The organism is Longimicrobium sp. (assembly GCA_036389795.1).
Taxonomy (GTDB): Bacteria; Gemmatimonadota; Gemmatimonadetes; order Longimicrobiales; family Longimicrobiaceae; genus Longimicrobium.
In genome coordinates this window covers 1-18,875 of sequence record DASVWD010000032.1, presented here as the reverse complement: position 1 = coordinate 18,875, position 18,875 = coordinate 1, and the positions used below count along the sequence as shown (strand labels likewise).

Sequence of the window (18,875 nt, the reverse complement as noted above, 5' to 3'; positions counted from 1 at the left end):
GTCCCGTCCATGAGATAAGTGCGTTAGTCCCTAGTGCGTTAGTCCTTAGTCCTTAGTGGAGCGACACTCCACTGGGCACTAGGGACTGGGCACTGGGCACTAAAACACTAAGGACTAAGGACTTTCGTTTTCGCCGTTCCAGCACGACCCGGTTCGCCATGTCGACCCCCGCCTTAGCCATCGCGCCGCCCTCCGCCCCGAGCGCGTTCGCCGACCGCTCGCCGCCGTACTCGCCCGAGGCCGAGATGGCGGTGCTGGGCGGCATGCTGATCGACCAGGACGCCGTGGTGCGCGCGGTGGAGGTGGTCGACGACTCGATGTTCCACCGCGAGGCGCACCGGCGGCTCTTCCGCGCGCTCGTGCGCATCTGGCAGCGCGGCGACGTGATCGACGAGGTCACCGTCAGCGACGAGCTGAAGAAGGCGGGCGACTTCGAGACGGTGGGCGGCATCCAGTTCCTGGCCAACCTCCTGGACGCCGTCCCCACCGCGGCCAACATCGAGTACCACTGCAAGATCGTCCGCGAGAAGGCGATCCTGCGCCGGCTGATCGAGGCGGCCACGGGGATCATCCAGGAGACCTACGCCTGGCAGGGCGAGGTCGAGCAGCTCATGGACGTGGCCGAGCAGCGCATCTTCCAGCTCGCCCAGTCCAGCGACCGGCGCGGCTTCGTGTGGATCAAGGAGATCCTCTGGCCCACGTTCGAGAAGATCGAGCAGCTGCAGAACAACTCCTCCTCCATCACCGGCGTCCCCTCCGGCTTCGCCGACCTCGACGAGCTGACGGCGGGCTTCCAGAACAGCGACCTCATCATCGTCGCCGCCCGCCCGTCGATGGGGAAGTGCCTGGCGTTCGACTCCGAGATCCTGCTGGACGACGGCTCCCTCGCCACCATCGAGGAGCTGTACCGCCGCCGCTCGGCGCGCCTGCTCACCCTCACCGGCCGCTGGAAGTTCGAGGCGGCGGAGCCCAGCGCCTTCGTGGACGACGGCGAGAAGCCCGTCTTCCGCGTCACCACGCGCCTGGGCCGGACGGTCGAGACCACGCTCACGCACCCCTTCCTCACCATCGGCGGGTGGAAGCCGCTCGCCGAGGTGGCGGTCGGCGATCACGTCGCCGTCCCGCGCGTGCTCGACGTCTTCGGCACGCAGACGATGCGCGAGTGCGAGGTCAAGCTCCTCGCCTACCTGATCGGCGACGGCGGGCTGACAAACACGACGCCGCGCTTCACCAACGGAGACCCGCGCGTCCGCGCCGATTTCACGGAGGCCGTCTTCCAGTTCGGCGGACTGCTGGTGACGGAGGAGGATTCCGGCGGCACGCGCACGCCGAGCCTGTCGGTGCGGCGCAACTTCCTGCCGACCGGCGATTCCCCGATCCGCGGCCGCCTGCAGGCGCGGATGAAGGCGGAGCGCGGGGCGGGGAAGCGGCTGGCCGCCGAAGTGGGCGTGAGCGCCGCGGCGGTTTCCACCTGGACCAGCGGCACGTCGTCTCCGAAGCGGGAACACCTCCCCCGGCTCGCCATCGCGCTCGGCGTCACGGTGGACGAGCTCGCGCCGCAGCGACTGCCGTCGGACGCCAATCCGCTGACGGCCTGGCTCACCGAGCTGGGGCTGTGGGGACACGGCGCGGCGGAGAAGTCCGTCCCTGCCCGGGTGTTCCCCCTTCCGCGCCCGCAGCTCGCGCTCTTCCTCAACCGTCTCTTCGCGACCGACGGCTGGGCGACGGTGCTCGCCAGCGGCCAGGCGCAGGTGGGTTACGCCACGGTGAGCGAGCGGCTCGCCCGGCAGATCCAGCACCTGCTGCTGCGCTTCGGCGTGATCGCCAGCCTGCGCCGCCGGATGGTGAAGTACCGCGACGGACGCCGGCCCGCCTGGCAGCTCGACGTCACCGACGCTCGCTCGCTCCGCACCTTCGCGCGCGAGATCGGCATCTTCGGAAAGGAGGAAGCCGTCGAGCGCGTCGTCTCCGCGGTGGAGTCGAAGCGCTACCAGACCAACCGCGACCTCGTCCCCCGCCAGGTCTGGGAGACGATCGAGCAGGAGAAGGGGGAGGAGTCGTGGGCCTCGCTCGCGCGGCGGGCGGGCATCGCCGGGTGGACGAACCTCCACGTCGGCCGCCGCGCGATCACGCGGGACCGGCTGCGCGCGCTCGCCGTCGCGCTGGACAGCCGCAGGCTGCTGGAGCTGGCCGAGAGCGAGGTCTACTGGGACGAGGTCGTCTCCATCGAGCCCGTCGGCCGCAAGCAGGTATACGACCTCACGATCCCGGAAACGCACAACTTCGTCGCCAACGACGTGTGCGTGCACAACACGGCGTTCACCCTCAACATCGCTCAGCACGCCGCCATCAGCGCGCAGAAGCCGGTCGCCTTCTTCTCGCTGGAGATGAGCAAGGAGGCGCTGGTGCAGCGTGTGCTCTGCGCCGAGGCGCGGGTGGACGCCAGCCGGCTGCGCCGCGGCAAGCTGCTCGACGACGAGTACGCGCGGCTCGCCATCGCGGCGGGGCACCTGAACACCGCGCCGATCTACATCGACGACACGCCCGGCATCTCGGTGCTGGAGATGCGCGCCAAGGCCCGCCGCCTCAAGGCCGACCGGCCCGACCTGTCGCTCGTGATCGTCGACTACCTGCAGCTCATGGTGAGCAGCAACTCCAAGATCGAGAACCGCCAGCAGGAGGTCTCCGAGATCTCCCGCGGCCTCAAGGCGCTCGCCAAGGAGCTGGACATCCCCGTGGTCGCCCTCTCGCAGCTCTCCCGCGCCGTCGAGAGCCGCCCCGACAAGCGCCCGATGATGTCGGACCTGCGCGAGTCGGGCGCGATCGAGCAGGACGCGGACGTCATCATGTTCCTCTACCGCCCCGAGTACTACTTCGGGCCGGTGGACAAGGAGGGGAACAGCATCGAGGGGCGCGCCGAGCTGATCGTCGGCAAGCAGCGCAACGGGGCCACCGGCATGGTGCCGCTCTTCTTCCGCAAGGAGTTCACCCTCTTCGAGAGCGCCTCCGGGCGCTCGGACGAGTTCGGCGGATGATCGTCGCCCGGCACCCGGCTGCCGCGCGGGAGGCGCGCTGAATGGCGAAGACGCGCACGGCGTTCTTCTGCCGCGAGTGCGGCAACGAGACGCCGCGCTGGCAGGGGCAGTGCCCCGCCTGCCGCGAGTGGAACACGCTGGTCGAGGAGCCCGCGGCCCCCCGCCGCGCCCGGGCGGACGGCGCCGAGCGCGCGCCCTCCGAGGCGGCCCCCGTGCGCCTGCGCGACGTGGAGGGCACCGAGCGGGCGCGCTGGACCACGGGGCTCGGCGAGCTGGACTTCGTGCTGGGCGGGGGGATCGTCCCCGGCTCCGTCGTCCTGGTCGGCGGCGAGCCGGGGATCGGCAAGTCCACCATCCTCCTGCAGGTGGCCGGGCGGCTGGAGGCGGCGGGGCGGCGCACCCTCTACGTCTCGGGCGAGGAGTCGGCCCACCAGGTGAAGCTGCGCGCCGAGCGGCTGGAGCACTCCGCGGCCGAGGTCACCCTCCTGGCCGAGACCGAGCTGGAGAGCATCCTCCTGCGCGCGGCCGAGCTCGGGCCCGACGTGCTGCTGATCGACTCGATCCAGACCGTCTACAGCGAGACGCTGGAGGGGGCGCCCGGCAACGTGGGGCAGGTGCGCGAGTGCGCCGCGCGGCTGCAGCGCTTCGCCAAGCAGACCGGCACCGCCGTCTTCCTGGTGGGCCACGTCACCAAGGGCGGCGGGATCGCCGGGCCCAAGACGCTGGAGCACATCGTCGACACCGTGCTCTACTTCGAGAGCGCGGGAGGGATGGACCACCGCGTGCTGCGCGCCACCAAGAACCGCTTCGGCGGGGTGGACGAGATCGGCGTCTTCCGCATGACCGCCGAGGGGCTCGTCCCCGTCGGCAACCCCTCCGCGCTCTTCCTGGGCGACCGGCTGGCGCGCGCCTCCGGCTCCGCCGTGGTCGCCACGCTGGAAGGCACCCGCCCCCTCCTGGTCGAGGTGCAGGCGCTGGCGGCGAAGGCCTCCTACGGCGCCGCGCAGCGGGTGAGCACCGGCCTCGACCCCAAGCGCCTGGCGCTGCTGCTGGCCGTGCTGGAGAAGCGCGCCGGCATCCCCTTCGGCCAGCTCGACGTCTTCCTCAACGTCGTCGGCGGACTGAGACTCGTCGAGACGGCGGGCGACCTGGCCGTGGCCGCCGCGCTCGCCTCCAGCGTCTACGACCGCGCCGTGCCGCCCGAGGCCGTCTTCGTAGGCGAGCTGGGGCTGGGCGGCGAGGTGCGCCCCGTGGGCCAGGTGGAGCGCCGCCTGGCCGAGGCCGCCCGCATGGGCTTCACCACCGCGTACCTGTCTCCCCGCGCCCGCCCGGGGCAGCTCCCCGCCGGCATCCGCGTGGTGGAGGCGGAGGACGTCCGCGCCCTTGTCCAGCGCGTCTTCGGCTGAGCCGCGCGCCGCGGCCGTCGTGGTCGCCGGCGGGAGCGGGCGGCGCGTGGGCGGGCCCGTGCGCAAGCAGTACCTGGCGCTCGCGGGCGAGCTGATCCTCCTGCGCGCCGTCCGCCCCTTCCTCGACCACCCCCGCATCCGGCACACGGTCGTCGTCATCCCCCCCGACGACGCGGACGACCCGCCCGGGTGGCTCTCGCACCTGCCGATCACCCTCGTGCCCGGCGGCGCCGAGCGCGGCGACTCCGTCTGGAACGGGCTCTCCGCGCTGCCGGACGACGTCGACCTCGTGCTGATCCACGACGGCGCGCGGCCGTTCGTGTCGCAGGGGGTGATCGACCGCGTGCTGGACGCCTGCCGGGACGCGGGCGCCGTCGCCGCCGTCCCCGTCACCGACACCATCAAGGAAGTGGACGACGCGGGGACGATCACCGGCACCCCCGAGCGCGGGCGCCTCTGGCAGGCGCAGACGCCGCAGGGCTTCCCCCGCGCCGGCATCGTGCGCGCGTACGAGCTCGCCCGCGCGGAGGGCGTCGCGGCCACGGACGACGCCGCGCTGTACGAGCGCTACGCGGGCCCGGTGCGCGTGGTGATGGGCTCGTACCGGAACCTGAAGGTGACGCGCCGCGCCGACCTGGCCGTCGCCGAGGCGCTCGCCCTCGCCCCGGAGGCGGGGGAGAGCGAATGACGCGGAGCCCCGGCCAGCTCCGTCCTTCATAACTTCCCCCAGCATTTGAGTTATCACCAATCCTCAAACGTCCTCGCAGGAGCAGATGGATCAGTTGTTTCCCATCGCGGGACACTCTCTCTTCATCGGTGATCCTTCGTATGAGGGGCTCGCGAAAACACTTGCGCGCTTTGACCCGCGCTCCACGATAAGTTGTGCCGCGGGTCTGCTCACTGTCCCCGAGTACCATCCAGAAACGCTCCGGATAGAGATCCTGCTCCACCTCGCATGCCTGCATTGCCGGGGCACCGTCCGCCCTGGATCGAAGGACCTCGCAAAGTGGCTCGAGGTGGTGCTCGCGAAGCACCCGGTACGACGTGACGAAGATCCACCCGAGGACGTGTTCGTATCAAATGTGATCGGGCCGGGCGGAAACTACCGGCTTCTGGAAGGGATTTGGGAGGTGAACGACTATTACCTACAAAACCTGCTCGATTGCATCTCGCGTACGCGCTGGGCGCGGCCTCACCGCGAATTGCGGCACAGCGTCACTGCCTTACTGGCACTCAGTGATGCTTTGGTCGAGAGGGCTGGTCTCGCGCGCTGGGTAACTTCCGATCGCGCGATACCAACCGATCGCTTCCTACGGTCGTTGCCCAAGCTGCCCGAACTGGTTGCGCGGGTTACTTTCACCTTTCCGGAACTCTCCGCAATCGGGATCAATCCCGAAGCGCTCGCCCCCTTCTTTTTCCCCCAGCAGGCGCGTGTTCACCTAGGACACGAGGTCCTGGGGCATACCACCTTGGAGCGGCATCCACTCATCAATTTTGGCGACGCGGTATTGTTCGCCTGCCCTACGGCCGCGAGCGCAGCCATCCGCCGCTTCGTTCTGGAGTGGCTTGCGGGGGAGGGGCAGACAACTGAGTTCTGCGCATACCTGCGAGTAAAGCAACGTGACACGGTTCACCGGCTGCTGAAGCACTTGGCTGAGCCCACGGATCGTTTCGTGGGCGGACTGCCGGCGGAGCCTCCAGCTGTCGGTGCGGGTGTCCCAGCGGAAGCTGTGATCTGCGCGATCGATGTGGACAAGGCCGCGCACGTCGTCCTGCTGCATGATGATCCGGACGCGGTTCGGACGCACGGGCTGAACTCGACCGCGCAACTGACGGAGGAGAGTCAGAAACAATTCGAAGAGCACCTGGTTGCGACGGCCGAGTACCTTCGCCAGCAGGCCGTCGGCGGGCTCACTGTTATCGTCCGAGGAGGGCTCGGGCGCGGGATGATGCTTGAGTTGCCCGATCTCCCGGACAGCTGGCACATCGTTGTGATCAGCCTACCCAATCTAGAGACCTTCGCGTGGTCGGAGGGTGCGTCTTTCCTGAGGCTTTACAAACTCTATGAGCAGATCAAGGACGCATTTGAGGACGGCGTTTCCATCACCGAGCTGAGTGGCACTCTGAACATGTATGCCTTCTGGGCGCATCAAGGATTTCACCTCATTCCGAGAGAGTTTCCTTATCCGGCAGACCACGCACTGCTGCATCCTGGCACCAACTTCGTGCACGGATTCCGCGCTTCAGAGCGCAGGAGGACCGACGAGCACGCTGCTCCTCTTGACAGCCGGAGCCATGTAACCGTTGTGCGCCTGCATCGCGACGCTTTCTTCGCAGGTCTCAACATGCAACCCGTTTACGCATCCACCGAGTTGGCGGGTACCGGCGAACTTGCCGGTGTCGTAGAGGGTCAAGCGCTCGTCATCTGGGTGTGGGCGACTCGGCCTGACGACGTTCCGAACGCGATGCGCCTTGTGTATGACCTTTGGGATGGGCTGCTGGCTTGGCTCAACCGTGCGATGCCACTGCTGGAAGCGGCTGTCCCTCCCGCCGGCGCCCCGCCTCTACACGTCCGGCTCTCGCTGCAGAACCTCTCGGAATGGAGGGACTTAGATACCACCGCGGGTCAGGGGGAACCAGAGTTCCCGACAATAACGGTCACCCCGGAGAAGACCGTTGTTGAGATCAGGTTGCCGTTCGGGTTCCTCGTTCTCTTGAATCGGCCGACCAACGATGCTGAACGCGTCCTTTTGGAGAGTACGATTGCAGGCTTGCTTACGCTGCTTGATGGGTTGGGATGGGGAAGGAAGGACGCCAACGCGCGGGAACTTACAACGGTGGTCATGCCGAACGCCGATGCGCGGGCGGTTCACTTGTTTCAAGCACCGACGCTCCTTGACCACATCCAATGGGGGGAACAACTGCGGCCACGGCTGATTCAGCCCGAGGATTGGGCGGCGCACATGACCGGGCTAGGGTGGCGTGCCATCGACCGCGCCGATGGAGAAGGGCCTGTTCTGCTCAAAGAGAAAAAGACGTGCACGGACACGCTCAATGCGTTGGTTGACGCGCTGTGGCAAGAGATCCGAACCGAGTTGCGGGCGCTCGAAGGCACCAGTCTCGTACGAATGGCTCTGGAGAATTTGGAGGCGATCTCCCGCGACAGGACACAATGGCGTCGGACGGCGCGCGCGATGATGGCACTATACCACGGTCCGGAAGACGTGGTGGAAATCGCAGGGAGGCGTGAATCGGACCGGTCGCTGGCAAGCCTGGCAACTCGCGTCCTGATTGAGATGGGGGTGCCCACCTGCCCCCGCGAGGGTGGGCGTCCGGCGTCGCTCGCCGATTACGATCGCCTTGTAGCTGCTGTGGCGCTGCTTTTTGAACTTGCCGCCGACTCGGACGCGATCCGCGGTGGGGCCGCCGAGCCGTGGCTGAAGATCCAGCCGAACGGCACGGTTGAGCGTGATCATGAGTTCCTCGCGGAAGTGGCGAGCCCGTACGTTCAGCAGTCGTTCGCTACGGGATTCCGTGAGGCTGTCGCAGACTACGACAGGTTCTTTCGTCCGCATCGTCACCGGGAGGCCAGCGAGCACAATGTGCGGTACGAGACCTCCGATTTCGCTGACGCGTTCCGCTGTGAGTATGGGTTTACACCGTCAAGGCTGATTGATGCAGTCGCCGAACTGTTGGATTTGGCGAAGGAGGCAGACCAGCTTGTGCCGGCCTCCACGCGTGGCGCAATCGCGGCGCGGCTGCAGGAGCGGCGCGGCTTTACAGAAGCGGAGTGCCACGCCTTTTTCGGTGTATTTGCGCTGGAGCCGCGCGAACGCTGGGACGTGGAGCCTCCTGGGTTCCAGGCACGTGACTGGACACCGTGGCGCTTCCGCCGCAGGCTCTCTTTGATTGCGCGGCCGGTGGTCACGTTCGGGTCCGGACCGGACGCTCCCGTTCTTTACGGCATGCACCAAGTCGCAGCCAGTCTTTCCTATCTCTTAGAGAACATCCGGTCGGCGTCGCTGCCCACAGAATTCTTCGTTTCTACTGAGATGCGTGAGTATCGGGGCAGAGTCGCCGATATGCTGGGGCATGCGTTCACGATGGAAGTCGAGTTGGAGTTGCGGCGGCTTGGATGGCAGACTAGTAGAGAGGTGGAGATGCGGAGCCTCGGCGCACCTAAGGATTTCGGTGACGTGGACGTGGTCGCGTGGGACCCCGCGGACGAGCGCATTTTGCTGATTGAGTGCAAACGGCTGCAGCCGGCTCGCGCAATCGGCGAGATCGTGGAAAGACTGAATGAGTTTCGGGGCGAGAGCTTAGACCGCCTTGGGCGGCACCTGCGTCGGGTTGAGTGGGTTCGTCAGCATCTCGCCGCAGTCCGCAAGAAGCTCGGCATCCCGCGCACGGCGACCGAAGCCGTCCCGCTCCTTGTCACAAATGCCGAGGTTCCCATGCAATTCAAGAAAGACCTCGCATTGCCTCCGGATCAGGTCGTCCCGATCCGGCAGTTGAGAGAGCGGCTCAATCCGGAATGACCCGAGTCGGCGGAAACTTTGGCCCCTCCGTTGACTCCGCTGACTCCGTGTGAGACATTCCGGACCTGAATCCCGCACGAAGCTCGGCGAATGGGTACCACCCCGCGCGGCCATGACCAGCGACGAAGCCGCGGGAGCGAAGGGACCGGAGATGAGCGAGCAGGCCGCCGGGACCGCGTCCCCGCGCACCACCACCTTCAACATCCTCTTCGTCTGCACGGGGAACACCTGCCGCTCCCCGCTGGCGGAGGGGATCGCGCGCGCCGAGTTGGAGCGCCGCGGGTGGAAGAACGTGCGCGTGGCCTCGGCCGGCCTGGCCGCGCGCGGCGGCGACCAGGCCAGCCGCGAGGCCGTGGCGGTCGCCGGGCGCCACGGGATCGACCTCTCCGCCCACCGCTCGCAGCCGCTCACCCCCGAGCTGGCCGGCTGGGCCGACCTGATCCTGGGGATGGGCCCCTCGCACCTGGACGGCGTGGAGCGCGTGGGCGGGCTGGACCGGGCCGCCACCCTGGGCGACTTCGTGGCCGGCGGCGACGGCTTCGGCTACCCCGTGGCCGACCCCTTCGGCGGGAGCGAGGCGGTCTACGAAGAGACCTACCAGGAGCTCTGCGGGCTGATCTCCGCCGCGCTCGACCGCCTGGCCCCGATCCTGGCGCCGTGACGCCGCCCGTCACCGCCGCCACCCGGCTCTTCGCGCTGCTCGGCGACCCGGTCTCGCACTCCCTCTCCCCCGTCTTCCAGAACGCCGCCCTCCGCGCCCTCCGCCTCGACGGCGTCTACGTGGCCCTGCGGTGTTCGGCGGACGACGTCGCCGGGCTCATCCGCGCCCTGGCGCGCGCGGGCGGCGGCGGCAACGTCACCGTGCCGCACAAGGAGGCGGCCGCGCGCGCCGTGGAGCGCCACACGCCCGCCGTGGAGCTGACCGGCGCGTGCAACTGCTTCTGGCTGGAGGGCGGCGAGGTGTGGGGCGACAACACCGACGTGGAGGGCGTGGCGAAGGCCGTCCGCGCGCTGGTGGGCGAGACCGAGTGGGGCTCCATGCTGGCCGACCGCGTGCTGCTGGTGGGCGCCGGGGGCGCGGCCCGCGCGGCGCTCTACGCGCTGCAGGCCGGCGGGGTGGAGCACGTCACGCTCCTCAACCGGAGCCGCGCGCGCGCCGAGGAATTGAAGGAGCGCTGGGACACCTTCGGCTTCCGCATCGACGTCGCGGAACCGGACGACGACCTGTCGGGCCACGCCTTCGACCTGGCGATGAACGCCACCTCGCTCGGGCTGCGCCCGGACGACCCGCTCCCCCCCACCGGAGGCGCCGTTTTCCGCGCCGCCCTGGACCTCGTCTACGCGCGCGGCGGCGAGACCCCGTGGGTGCGGGCGATGCGCGCGGCGGGCATCCGCGCTGCCGACGGCACCGAGGTGCTGGTCAGCCAGGGCGCCGCCGCCTTCCGCCGCTGGTGGGCCGTGGACCCCCCGGTCGAGGTGATGCGCCAGGCGCTGCGGGAGAGCGCTGGAGGTCGAGGTATGCGGGTCGATGAATGCGGGTGAACCCGCGGCTGGAACAACGGGAAGCCCGCCTGCGCGGGCTGCGAGGCAGGACTCCGGCGCGATGAGCATGAATTCGCGCGGAGGCGCCTCCGGTCGAGGCATGCCTCGCCCCTGCGAGATTCCCTCGTCGGATTGCTGTTGTAGTTGCGGTTGAAGCCTCACGGGGTTTGTGAGGCTTCCTGCGGTTGTTGCTGCGACTTCAGTCGCCCGTGCACCCCAGGCCCACAGCCCCTTTCGCCCCTTCCCATGCCTGAAATGACCGCCCCTTCCCTCCTCCGCGACCTCTGGTCCGGCGCCCTCGACCTGGTCTTCGCCCCCGTGTGCGTCGCGTGCGGCGGAGCGATCGCCACCGCCGACGGCGAGCGGATGGTCTGCCGCCTCTGCTGGCTGAAGTGCCGGCCGCTCCCCAGCCCGCGCTGCCCCCGCTGCTGGAGCCCCCGGCTGCTCGACGCCGAGCCCGAGCCCGCCTGCCGCACCTGCCGCGAGTGGCCGGCCTCCGTGCGCGCCATCCGCTCCGCGTACGTCGTCGGCGACGCGCCGCGGGCGATGGTGCACGCGCTCAAGTACCGCGGCTGGGAGGGCGTCGCCGACCGCATGGCGGCGAAGATGGCCGCGCTCGTCGACTTCCCCCGCGACGTGGACGAGGAGGGGAAGCTGGTGGTTCCCGTGCCCACCAGCGCGGCGCGGCGGCGCGAGCGCGGCTACAACCAGGCCGAGCTGCTGGCCCGGGGCTTCGCCGCGCGCACCGGCCGCGTGATGGACGCCACGCTCCTGGTCCGCACCCGCGCCACTGTCACGCAGACGGCCTTGCATCCGTCGGAGCGGCGGGCTAATGTGGCGCGCGCTTTCGCCGTCCCGCCGGAGCGGGCCGCCGAGCTCAGGGGCGAGCACGTCGTGCTGGTCGACGACGTGTGGACCACCGGCGCCACCGCGCTGGCGTGCGTCGAGGCGCTGCTGGAGGCGGGCGCCCGCGTGGCGAGCGTCGCCACCTTCGCGCGCGTCGTTCCGGAGCTGGAGCGCTTGTAGAAGGCCTCCGGCTCCGCGTCGCTTTCATTTCCGGGAATCGCAAGGACCAAGGGGAGGCCATGGCTATCCGCGTCGCCATCAACGGGTTCGGCCGCATCGGCCGGAACGTGCTCCGCGCCGCCAAGCAGAACGGCGCCACCGACATCGACTTCGTGGCCGTCAACGACCTGACCGATACGCACACCCTCGCCCACCTGCTGCGCCACGACTCGGTGCACCGCGACTACCCCGGCACCGTCGAGGCGCGCGAGAATTCGCTCGTCGTCGACGGCGACGAGGTGCGCGTCTTCGCCGAGAAGGACCCCGCCGCGCTCCCCTGGCGCGACCTGGGCGTCGACATCGTCATCGAGTCCACCGGCCGCTTCACCAAGCGCGACGACGCCGCCAAGCACATCGAGGGCGGCGCGAAGAAGGTGATCATCTCCGCCCCCGCCAAGGGCGAGGACATCACCATCGTGCTGGGGGTGAACGAGGAGAAGTACGACAACGCCAGCCACCACGTGGTCTCCAACGCGAGCTGCACCACCAACTGCCTGGCGCCCGTGGTCAAGGTGCTGCTGGACCAGTTCGGCTTCCGCCGCGGCGTGATGACCACGGTGCACGCCTACACCAACGACCAGAACATCCTGGACCTGCCGCACAAGGACCTGCGCCGCGCCCGCGCCGCCGCCATGTCGATCATCCCCACCACCACCGGCGCCGCCAAGGCCACCGGGCTGGTGATCCCCGAGGTGCAGGGGAAGATCGACGGCGTGGCCATGCGCGTCCCCGTCCCCGACGTGTCGCTGGTGGACCTGGTGGCCGAGCTGGAGCAGGAGGTCACCGCCCAGCAGGTGAACGACGCCCTGCGCGCCGCGGCCGAGGGGCGGCTGAAGGGGATCCTGGCGTACGAGGAGGAGGAGCTGGTCTCGGTCGACTTCACCGGCAACCCGCACTCCTCCATCGTCGACGCGCCCAGCACCAACGTGGTGGGCGGCCTGGTGAAGGTGATGGCCTGGTACGACAACGAGTGGGGCTATTCCTGCCGCTGCGTCGACCTGGCCCGGTACATGGGCGAGCGGCTGCAGAACTCGTAGGGGAAGTGCGTGAGTGCGGAAGTGCGTGAGTGCGTGAAAACCAGCTCGCGACGCACCTCTCCGCGCAGTTGAAGTTGCCGTTGCAGTTTCGCTGTTGAAGCCTCGCCCGGCGCGTCCCTGCGTACGCGCAGGCGGTCGGGCGAGGTTGTTGCCGCGGCTTGTGCTGATTGACGATTCGCTTCGGTATTCGCGATCGAAGTTCCTGTAGGGGCGAGGCATGCCTCGCCCGGATGGCCGAAGGCCATCACGCGGCGACATGCCCCGGCCCGTTGCGACGAGCTCTGGTGTTGCGACAGGCAGCGGGCGAGGCATGCCTCGCCCCTACGAGTCCGATTACCGGATCAGATTCTCAATCGGCATCAGCCGCCTTTGCTACCCGCCGAGAACGCCCGAGATGGACAAGCTCACCCTGAACGACCTCCCGCGCGAGGCGCTCGCCGGCAAGCGCGTGCTGGTGCGCGTGGACTACAACGTCCCGCTCGACGACGAAGGCCGCATCACCGACGACAGCCGCATCACCGCCACGCTGCCGACCCTCAGGCACCTGGCCGACGCCGGCGCGCGCATCGTGCTCCTCTCGCACTTCGGCCGGCCGAAGGGGAAGCCCGACCCGGCGATGTCGCTCAGGCCCGCGGCCGAGCGCCTGGCCGAAGTGCTGGGCCGGCCGGTGCGCTTCTCCGAGCACACCGTCGGTTCCCAGGCCGTCGACGCCGCGCGCCAGCTCGGCGACGGCGAGGTGCTCCTGCTGGAGAACACGCGCTTCCACCCGGGCGAGGAGAAGAACGACCCGGAGCTGGCGCGGCAGATGGCCGAGCTGGGCGACGTCTACGTCGACGACGCGTTCGGCGCCGCGCACCGGGCGCACTCCTCCACCGCCGGCGTCGCCGAGGTGGTGAAGGGCGAGGGGAAGCCCGCCGCCGCCGGGTTCCTGATGGCGAAGGAGCTGGAGTACCTGGGCCGCGCCCTGGGCGACCCCGAGCGGCCCTTCGTCGCCATCCTGGGCGGCGCCAAGATCTCCGGGAAGATCGACGTCATCCGCAGCCTGCTCCCCAAGGTGGACCGCCTGCTGATCGGCGGCGCCATGGCGAACACCTTCTTCAGGGCGATGGGGCTGGAGACCGGCACCTCGCTGGTCGAGGACGACCGCGTCGACATGGCCCGCGAGCTCCTCCAGTCCTCCGGCGACCGGCTGGTGCTCCCCGCCGACTGCGTAGTGACCGACAGGCTGGAAGCGGGCGCGCCGAAGCAGGTCGTCCCCCGCGAGCAGATTCCCGCCGACCGGCTGGCGGCGGACGTGGGCCCGCGGACGGTGGAGGAGTTCCGCCGCATTCTCTCCGATGCCAGGACGGTGGTGTGGAACGGGCCGATGGGCGTCTTCGAGCAGCCCGAGTTCGCCGAAGGGACGCGCGGCGTGGCGCAGGCGGTGGCGGAGGCGACCGGCCGCGGCGCCACCACCATCGTCGGCGGCGGCGACTCGGCCGCCGCGGTCGCGGAGATGGGGCTGGAGGACCGCATGTCGCACGTCTCCACCGGCGGCGGGGCCTCGCTGGAGTTCCTCGAGGGGAAGACGCTCCCCGGCGTGGCCGCGCTCAGCGACCGGACCGGCTCGTGAGCACCGGCGACCAGGCGCTCCGCGAGCTCGCGGCCGAGGTCCGCACGGGGCGCGGCGTCGTCGCGCTCTTCACCGGCGGCGGCGCGGCGCGGGCTGCCGAGGAGATCGCGCGCGAGCTGGGCGCGGAGGTGCGCCGCCTGGACGCCGAGTCGCTGGCGGCGCGCGACATCGCCGCGAACGAGCGGCACGCGGTCGCCGTCCTCGAGGGCGCGGACGCGGTGAGCGCCGCCGACCTGGACCGCCTCGTCGACCGTGCGGAAGCCGGTCCGGGGCTGGTGATCCTCACCGCCGACACCGGGGACGCGCTCGACGCGGCGTTCCTCGGCCGCCTCCGCTTCGTCCTCGACTTCCCATCTCCCCGGAACGGGTGAGCCCGTGAGCGCTCCGCAGCCGCCGGTGCTGGCCGGCAACTGGAAGATGAACCACGGGCCGGGCGAGACGGCCCGCTTCTTCGCCGACTTCCTGGCCGTGCACCCGCCGCGCGAGACGGGGAGCGTGGTCTTCTTTCCCCCCGCCGTCTCGCTGGCCGCCGCGCGCGAGGCCGTGCAGGGCCGCCCCGACGTGCGCCTGGGCGTGCAGAACGTGTACTGGGAGGCGAGCGGCGCCTTCACCGGCGAGACCTCCGCCGGGATGGCCGCCGACGCGGGCGCCGAGCTGGTGCTGGTGGGCCACAGCGAGCGCCGCTGGGTGTTCGGGGAGACCACGCAGGACACGGTGAAGAAAGTGCGCGCCGTGCTGGGCGCGGGCCTGGTTCCCGTGCTCTGCGTGGGCGAGAAGATCGAGGAGCGCCGCGCCGGCCGCGCCGAAGAAGTGGTTGCCGAGCAGCTCCGCCCCGTGCTGGACGACGTGGGCCGCGACGAGGCGCGCTCGCTGGTGATCGCGTACGAGCCCGTGTGGGCCATCGGCACCGGCGTCAACGCCACGCCCGACGACGCGGCCGCCATGCACCGCTTCGTGCGCGAGCGGCTGGTGGACCGCTACGGGAACGACGTCGCCGGTGCGCTGCCGATCCTGTACGGCGGCAGCGTGAAGCCCGACAACGCCCGCGAGCTCCTCTCCCGGCCCGGCGTCGACGGCGTCCTGGTCGGCGGCGCCAGCCTGGACCCGCGGGGGTTCGCGGCGATCTGCGCGTCGGTGTGAAAGTGCGAAGTGCGAGGTGCGAAGTGCGAAGTGCGCTGGTTCTCGACGCACTCACGCACTCACGCACTTCCGCACTCACGCACTTTTCCCCTCCGCCGGTTGACGAATCCGCGCATCCTGCTAAATTCCAGAGCTTTACGAAACCAACCCCGCACCCGATCCCGGACGCTTCCGTGTTCACGCTTCTGCTGATCCTGCTGGTCCTTTGCGCGGTGGTGCTGATCCCCGTGGTGCTGCTGCAGTCGGGGAAGGGCGGCGGCCTAGCGGCCATGGGCGGCGGCGCCGGCACCGACACCCTGTTCGGCAGCCGGCAGGCCACCACCATCCTGACCAAGGCCACCTGGTGGTCCGGCGGCATCTTCATCGCCCTGGCCTTCGTGCTCTCGATCCTGTCGTCGCGCCCCGCGCGCCGCGAGTCGATCCTGCGGCAGGACCTCCAGAACGCCCCCGCCGCGCCGGCTCCCACGGGCGCCCCGGCGGGCACGCGCCCGGCCACCGGCGCCCAGGCCCCCGCGAACACGCCGCTGGCCCCCGCTCCCGCGCCCGCGGCCACGCAGGGCGGCAACGACCCCGCCGGCGCGCAGGCCGGCCAGCCCGCGCCCCCGGCGGCCCCCGCCCCCGCGCCCAAGCAGTAGGCGCGAGCCCCGGCGTCCGCGCGAAGCGGGCCGGCTCCCCCCGAGGGAGCCGGCCCGCTTTCGCATTCCCCGTCCCGCGACGTTCGCACTCACGCACTCACGCACTCACGCACTTTCTTTCGCACTCCGCACCTCGCACTCCGCACTTCGCACCCCCGAAATGACCCCGCCCCCGGAATGGAACTTGCTCCGCGCACCGCGCGGCGGGGGACGTGCGCCCTCCCGCCGCACCGGCACCGGAAGGCGCGCAACCAACCGTACGCTTCGGGAGAACGCAACCGTGGGCCTCATGCGCAACACGTCGCGCGCGATGCAGCGGCAGATCGACCTCGCGACCGCCGTCGCCCAGGAGAAGCTGCTCGCCGTCCACCTCCGCCACGTGCTCGCCCTGGTGGACCTGGTCAGCGACGAGCTGCCCTTCGACGCCGCCCTCGACATCTACGCCCGCATCCTGCGGCTGAACCCCGAGCAGGCCCGCAACGTGGGCAGCCGCGCCTTCGCCGAGCTGGGCCGGCGCGGCGCCGTCACCCCCGCCGACGCCGACACCGTCGCGCTGCTGGAAGACGACGCCGCCGACCGCGAGGACGCCCGCCGCGGCCCCCCCGGCGAAGCCACCAGCCGCTTCGAGGCGGTGTTCTCGCGCGTGCGCCGGCGCATCCGCGGCCGCGTGCAGGAAGACCTCCGCCACCGCATCAACCTGGCCGCCGCCCGCGCCGAGGACGCGCTCTTCGAGCAGCACGTGCAGAACGCGCTCGAGTTCGCCCGCGCCCTCTCGGCCGAGGTCCCGCTCCACGAGGCGGTCGACCTCTACCTGGAGATCATGGCGGTCCCCGAGGGGGTTTCCGACGTCATCTACAACCGCACGCTGCGCAACGTGGCCGACGCCGAGCTGCCGCCGCTGGGCGCCGAGCAGCCCGTCGCCGCCGCACCGGCCCCGGCCGAGACCGCGGCCTGAGCCGGCCCGGGCCCACGCCGGGCGCCGCCCCCGCGGTCCCGGTGTGACCCCGCGCGGGCGTGCTCGTCGGGGGTCCGGCGCAAGAAAATACTGGCGCTCGGCACCGAAAGTGCATATTCCTAACGGGTCTGCCATCTGGACGGCGTAGACGAGCCGGGGGCGCGCGGCGCGGGCGGGGGCCCGGCCGGGCACGGGAAAGGGGCATGGGAGGATCCTGGAGCGGCATCGTCTGGGCGGGGTTCATCGCCAGCGTTCTCGCGGCGTGCGTGTTCTGGCTCTTCCGGGCCATGGACTGGACGCGCTTCAGCCCCACCAGCCAGCTCGGCTGCCTCTTCTTCGACGACCCGCGGCTCCCCATGGCGGAGACGGTCGGATTCGCTATCTTCCTGGCACTCGGCGCCACGGTGGCCGCCGCCGCCGGCGCCGGGGCCATGCGGGTGCTGGGCGGTGCGGGGTGGGCGACCGGGGCGGCGGCGGGGGCCCTGGCGGGGCTCCTGGCGGCCGCCGCGCTCCCCTGGCTGGCGAAGGCCAGCCGCTGCGTGCGGATGGGGCGCCTCCCCCCGCCCGGGCACCTGGGGCTCGGCTGGGGCCGGGCCACGCCGGTGGCGCTGGTCGCGGGAAGCACGGTCTACGGCGGCATACTCGGAGCCGTTCTGGCAGCGTTGTGAACGCGCGCGCCCGTCCTCGCGGGTGCCGAACCGGAAGGAGGTGCACCGCCACGGCATGATGTCGAGACGGGGGACGCTCGACCCGGCGCTCCCGGAAGCTAGGTGGAACGGTTGGGTTGGGTCGTGTGCTGGCGGGACGTCCGGGGGAGCCGGGCGGACCAAATCACCTGGTTCGGAGAGGACTCGATGAAACGATTGCTCACATCCGCCCTGGCGGCGCTGATGGTGGCGGGGACGGCGGGGGGTGCAGCGGCGCAGGACGACATGACGGGGCGCCGCGCGAGCCTGTTCGACCTCGGCATCTTTGCGGGCGGGGCCTGGACCTCCAGCTGGTTCACCACGGCCGACGACGAGGACTGGCCGGTCGGCGTCGCGCCGGTCTTCGGGGCGTTCGCCACCTACTGGCTGAGCCCCAGCTTCGGGATCCGGCTGCACGGCAAGTACATGCCGTCGCAGCTCCCCGAGGCCGAAGACTTCTTCCCGGACGGGACCAACGAGGACTGGGTCCAGAACAACTGGTTCTATGACCTGGACCTGGTGTGGCGCCCGCTCTTCTGGTCGGGCGGCGGCATGCTGGGCTCGCTGTACGTGTTCGCGGGCGGCGGCGGGCTCACCACCAACATCGCCGGCGAGTCGCCGTACCCGGGGTGCCAGTTCGTTCCGATCTGGATCGCCAGCGGCGTGTGCCTCTCGGACCATCCGAAGCTGGCGACGGTCGGGCAGGGCGTGGCGGGGCTGGGCGTCGACGTGTTCTCGTTCGGGCCCAGCATCGGCGTGTTCCTGGAGGCCGCGGTGCACGGGTACGACTCGCCCGCGCACGTGGCCGAGCAGGGCCCGGGTGACGACAAGTTCGCGTTCACGCCGGAAGCGGTGCTGGGGCTGAAGTTCATGTTCGGCGACATCCTGCCGCCGCCGCCGCCCCCGCCGCCGCCGCCGCCGCCTCCGCCGGATATCCAGAATATCCGGGTGTGCGTGATCGACAACAACGCGCTCACCGAGGTCGAGGTGCAGTACAACCCGGCGACGGGCGACACCACGGTGGCGGGCCAGCCGTTCCGGGACCGCTTCCCGGTGACGGGTGCCTACGCGGCGAACGCGACCTGGTTCATCAACAACGAGCCGATCACGTTCAACGGCCGCCAGTACGCGAAGTACGGCCTGCCGCGGGTGCTGGGGGTGACGGAAGTGAACCGGATCGGCGAGTACCAGGGCGTGGGCGTCTTCGCCGAGACGGGTGCGACG

Annotated in this window: 15 protein-coding genes; all 15 read left to right on the top strand. The window is 70.3% G+C overall.

What is annotated here, in order from left to right; all coding sequences use genetic code 11:
* The first annotated feature begins 158 nt into the window (after positions 1-158).
* Positions 159-3,035 carry a replicative DNA helicase gene (gene dnaB, locus VF746_03930; protein HEX8691566.1) on the top strand — a complete coding sequence of 959 codons (2,877 nt, stop codon included), beginning with the start codon at positions 159-161 and terminating at the stop codon, positions 3,033-3,035.
* 41 nt (positions 3,036-3,076) lie between these two features.
* On the top strand, positions 3,077-4,441 hold the full coding sequence (gene radA, locus VF746_03925) for a DNA repair protein RadA (GenBank protein HEX8691565.1): 1,365 nt from the start codon (positions 3,077-3,079) through the stop codon (positions 4,439-4,441).
* Positions 4,419-5,129: a 2-C-methyl-D-erythritol 4-phosphate cytidylyltransferase gene (ispD, locus tag VF746_03920; protein HEX8691564.1), complete on the top strand. Its 711-nt coding sequence runs from the start codon at positions 4,419-4,421 to the stop codon at positions 5,127-5,129. The genes radA and ispD overlap by 23 nt, the downstream gene beginning before the upstream one ends.
* A gap of 85 nt (positions 5,130-5,214) precedes the next feature.
* Positions 5,215-8,979: a hypothetical protein gene (locus tag VF746_03915; GenBank protein HEX8691563.1), complete on the top strand. Its 3,765-nt coding sequence runs from the start codon at positions 5,215-5,217 to the stop codon at positions 8,977-8,979.
* A gap of 112 nt (positions 8,980-9,091) precedes the next feature.
* A complete protein-coding gene (locus tag VF746_03910) occupies positions 9,092-9,640 on the top strand; it encodes a low molecular weight protein arginine phosphatase (protein ID HEX8691562.1) in 549 nt (182 codons plus the stop codon).
* Positions 9,637-10,521, top strand: a complete 885-nt coding sequence (locus tag VF746_03905) for a shikimate dehydrogenase (protein ID HEX8691561.1) — start codon at positions 9,637-9,639, stop codon at positions 10,519-10,521. Before VF746_03910 ends, VF746_03905 begins: the two co-directional genes overlap by 4 nt.
* Positions 10,522-10,776: 255 nt before the next feature.
* Entirely contained in the window at positions 10,777-11,547 is a 771-nt protein-coding gene (locus VF746_03900; protein HEX8691560.1) for a ComF family protein, read from the top strand.
* 59 nt (positions 11,548-11,606) lie between these two features.
* A complete protein-coding gene (gene gap / locus VF746_03895; protein ID HEX8691559.1) occupies positions 11,607-12,623 on the top strand; it encodes a type I glyceraldehyde-3-phosphate dehydrogenase in 1,017 nt (338 codons plus the stop codon).
* A 394-nt stretch (positions 12,624-13,017) separates the two neighbouring features.
* On the top strand, positions 13,018-14,235 hold the full coding sequence (locus VF746_03890; protein HEX8691558.1) for a phosphoglycerate kinase: 1,218 nt from the start codon (positions 13,018-13,020) through the stop codon (positions 14,233-14,235).
* A complete protein-coding gene (locus VF746_03885) occupies positions 14,232-14,606 on the top strand; it encodes a hypothetical protein (protein HEX8691557.1) in 375 nt (124 codons plus the stop codon). Before VF746_03890 ends, VF746_03885 begins: the two co-directional genes overlap by 4 nt.
* Before the next feature lie 4 nt (positions 14,607-14,610).
* The gene (tpiA, locus tag VF746_03880; GenBank protein HEX8691556.1) at positions 14,611-15,375 is read left to right on the top strand and encodes a triose-phosphate isomerase; all 765 of its coding nucleotides are present in this window, start codon (positions 14,611-14,613) and stop codon (positions 15,373-15,375) included.
* Between the two features lie 173 nt (positions 15,376-15,548).
* Positions 15,549-16,010 (top strand): preprotein translocase subunit SecG, encoded by a 462-nt coding sequence (gene secG / locus VF746_03875; GenBank protein ID HEX8691555.1) that lies wholly within the window; start codon positions 15,549-15,551, stop codon positions 16,008-16,010.
* 289 nt (positions 16,011-16,299) lie between these two features.
* A complete protein-coding gene (locus VF746_03870; protein HEX8691554.1) occupies positions 16,300-16,965 on the top strand; it encodes a hypothetical protein in 666 nt (221 codons plus the stop codon).
* Positions 16,966-17,168: 203 nt separating this feature from the next.
* Positions 17,169-17,633 carry a hypothetical protein gene (locus VF746_03865; protein HEX8691553.1) on the top strand — a complete coding sequence of 155 codons (465 nt, stop codon included), beginning with the start codon at positions 17,169-17,171 and terminating at the stop codon, positions 17,631-17,633.
* Between the two features lie 186 nt (positions 17,634-17,819).
* On the top strand, positions 17,820-18,875 hold a 1,056-nt coding region (locus VF746_03860), incomplete at its 3' end, for a hypothetical protein (protein HEX8691552.1).

Excerpts from the sequence above, each read along its gene's own strand:
- dnaB (HEX8691566.1), top strand. The coding sequence starts at position 159 with ATGTCGACCCCCGCCTTAGCCATCGCGCCGCCCTCCGCCCCGAGCGCG.
- VF746_03910 (HEX8691562.1), top strand. The coding sequence starts at position 9,092 with ATGACCAGCGACGAAGCCGCGGGAGCGAAGGGACCGGAGATGAGCGAG.
- VF746_03915 (HEX8691563.1), top strand. The coding sequence starts at position 5,215 with ATGGATCAGTTGTTTCCCATCGCGGGACACTCTCTCTTCATCGGTGAT.
- VF746_03870 (HEX8691554.1), top strand. The coding sequence starts at position 16,300 with ATGCGCAACACGTCGCGCGCGATGCAGCGGCAGATCGACCTCGCGACC.
- VF746_03865 (HEX8691553.1), top strand. The coding sequence starts at position 17,169 with ATGGGAGGATCCTGGAGCGGCATCGTCTGGGCGGGGTTCATCGCCAGC.
- radA (HEX8691565.1), top strand. The coding sequence starts at position 3,077 with ATGGCGAAGACGCGCACGGCGTTCTTCTGCCGCGAGTGCGGCAACGAG.
- VF746_03890 (HEX8691558.1), top strand. The coding sequence starts at position 13,018 with ATGGACAAGCTCACCCTGAACGACCTCCCGCGCGAGGCGCTCGCCGGC.
- gap (HEX8691559.1), top strand. The coding sequence starts at position 11,607 with ATGGCTATCCGCGTCGCCATCAACGGGTTCGGCCGCATCGGCCGGAAC.
- VF746_03900 (HEX8691560.1), top strand. The coding sequence starts at position 10,777 with ATGACCGCCCCTTCCCTCCTCCGCGACCTCTGGTCCGGCGCCCTCGAC.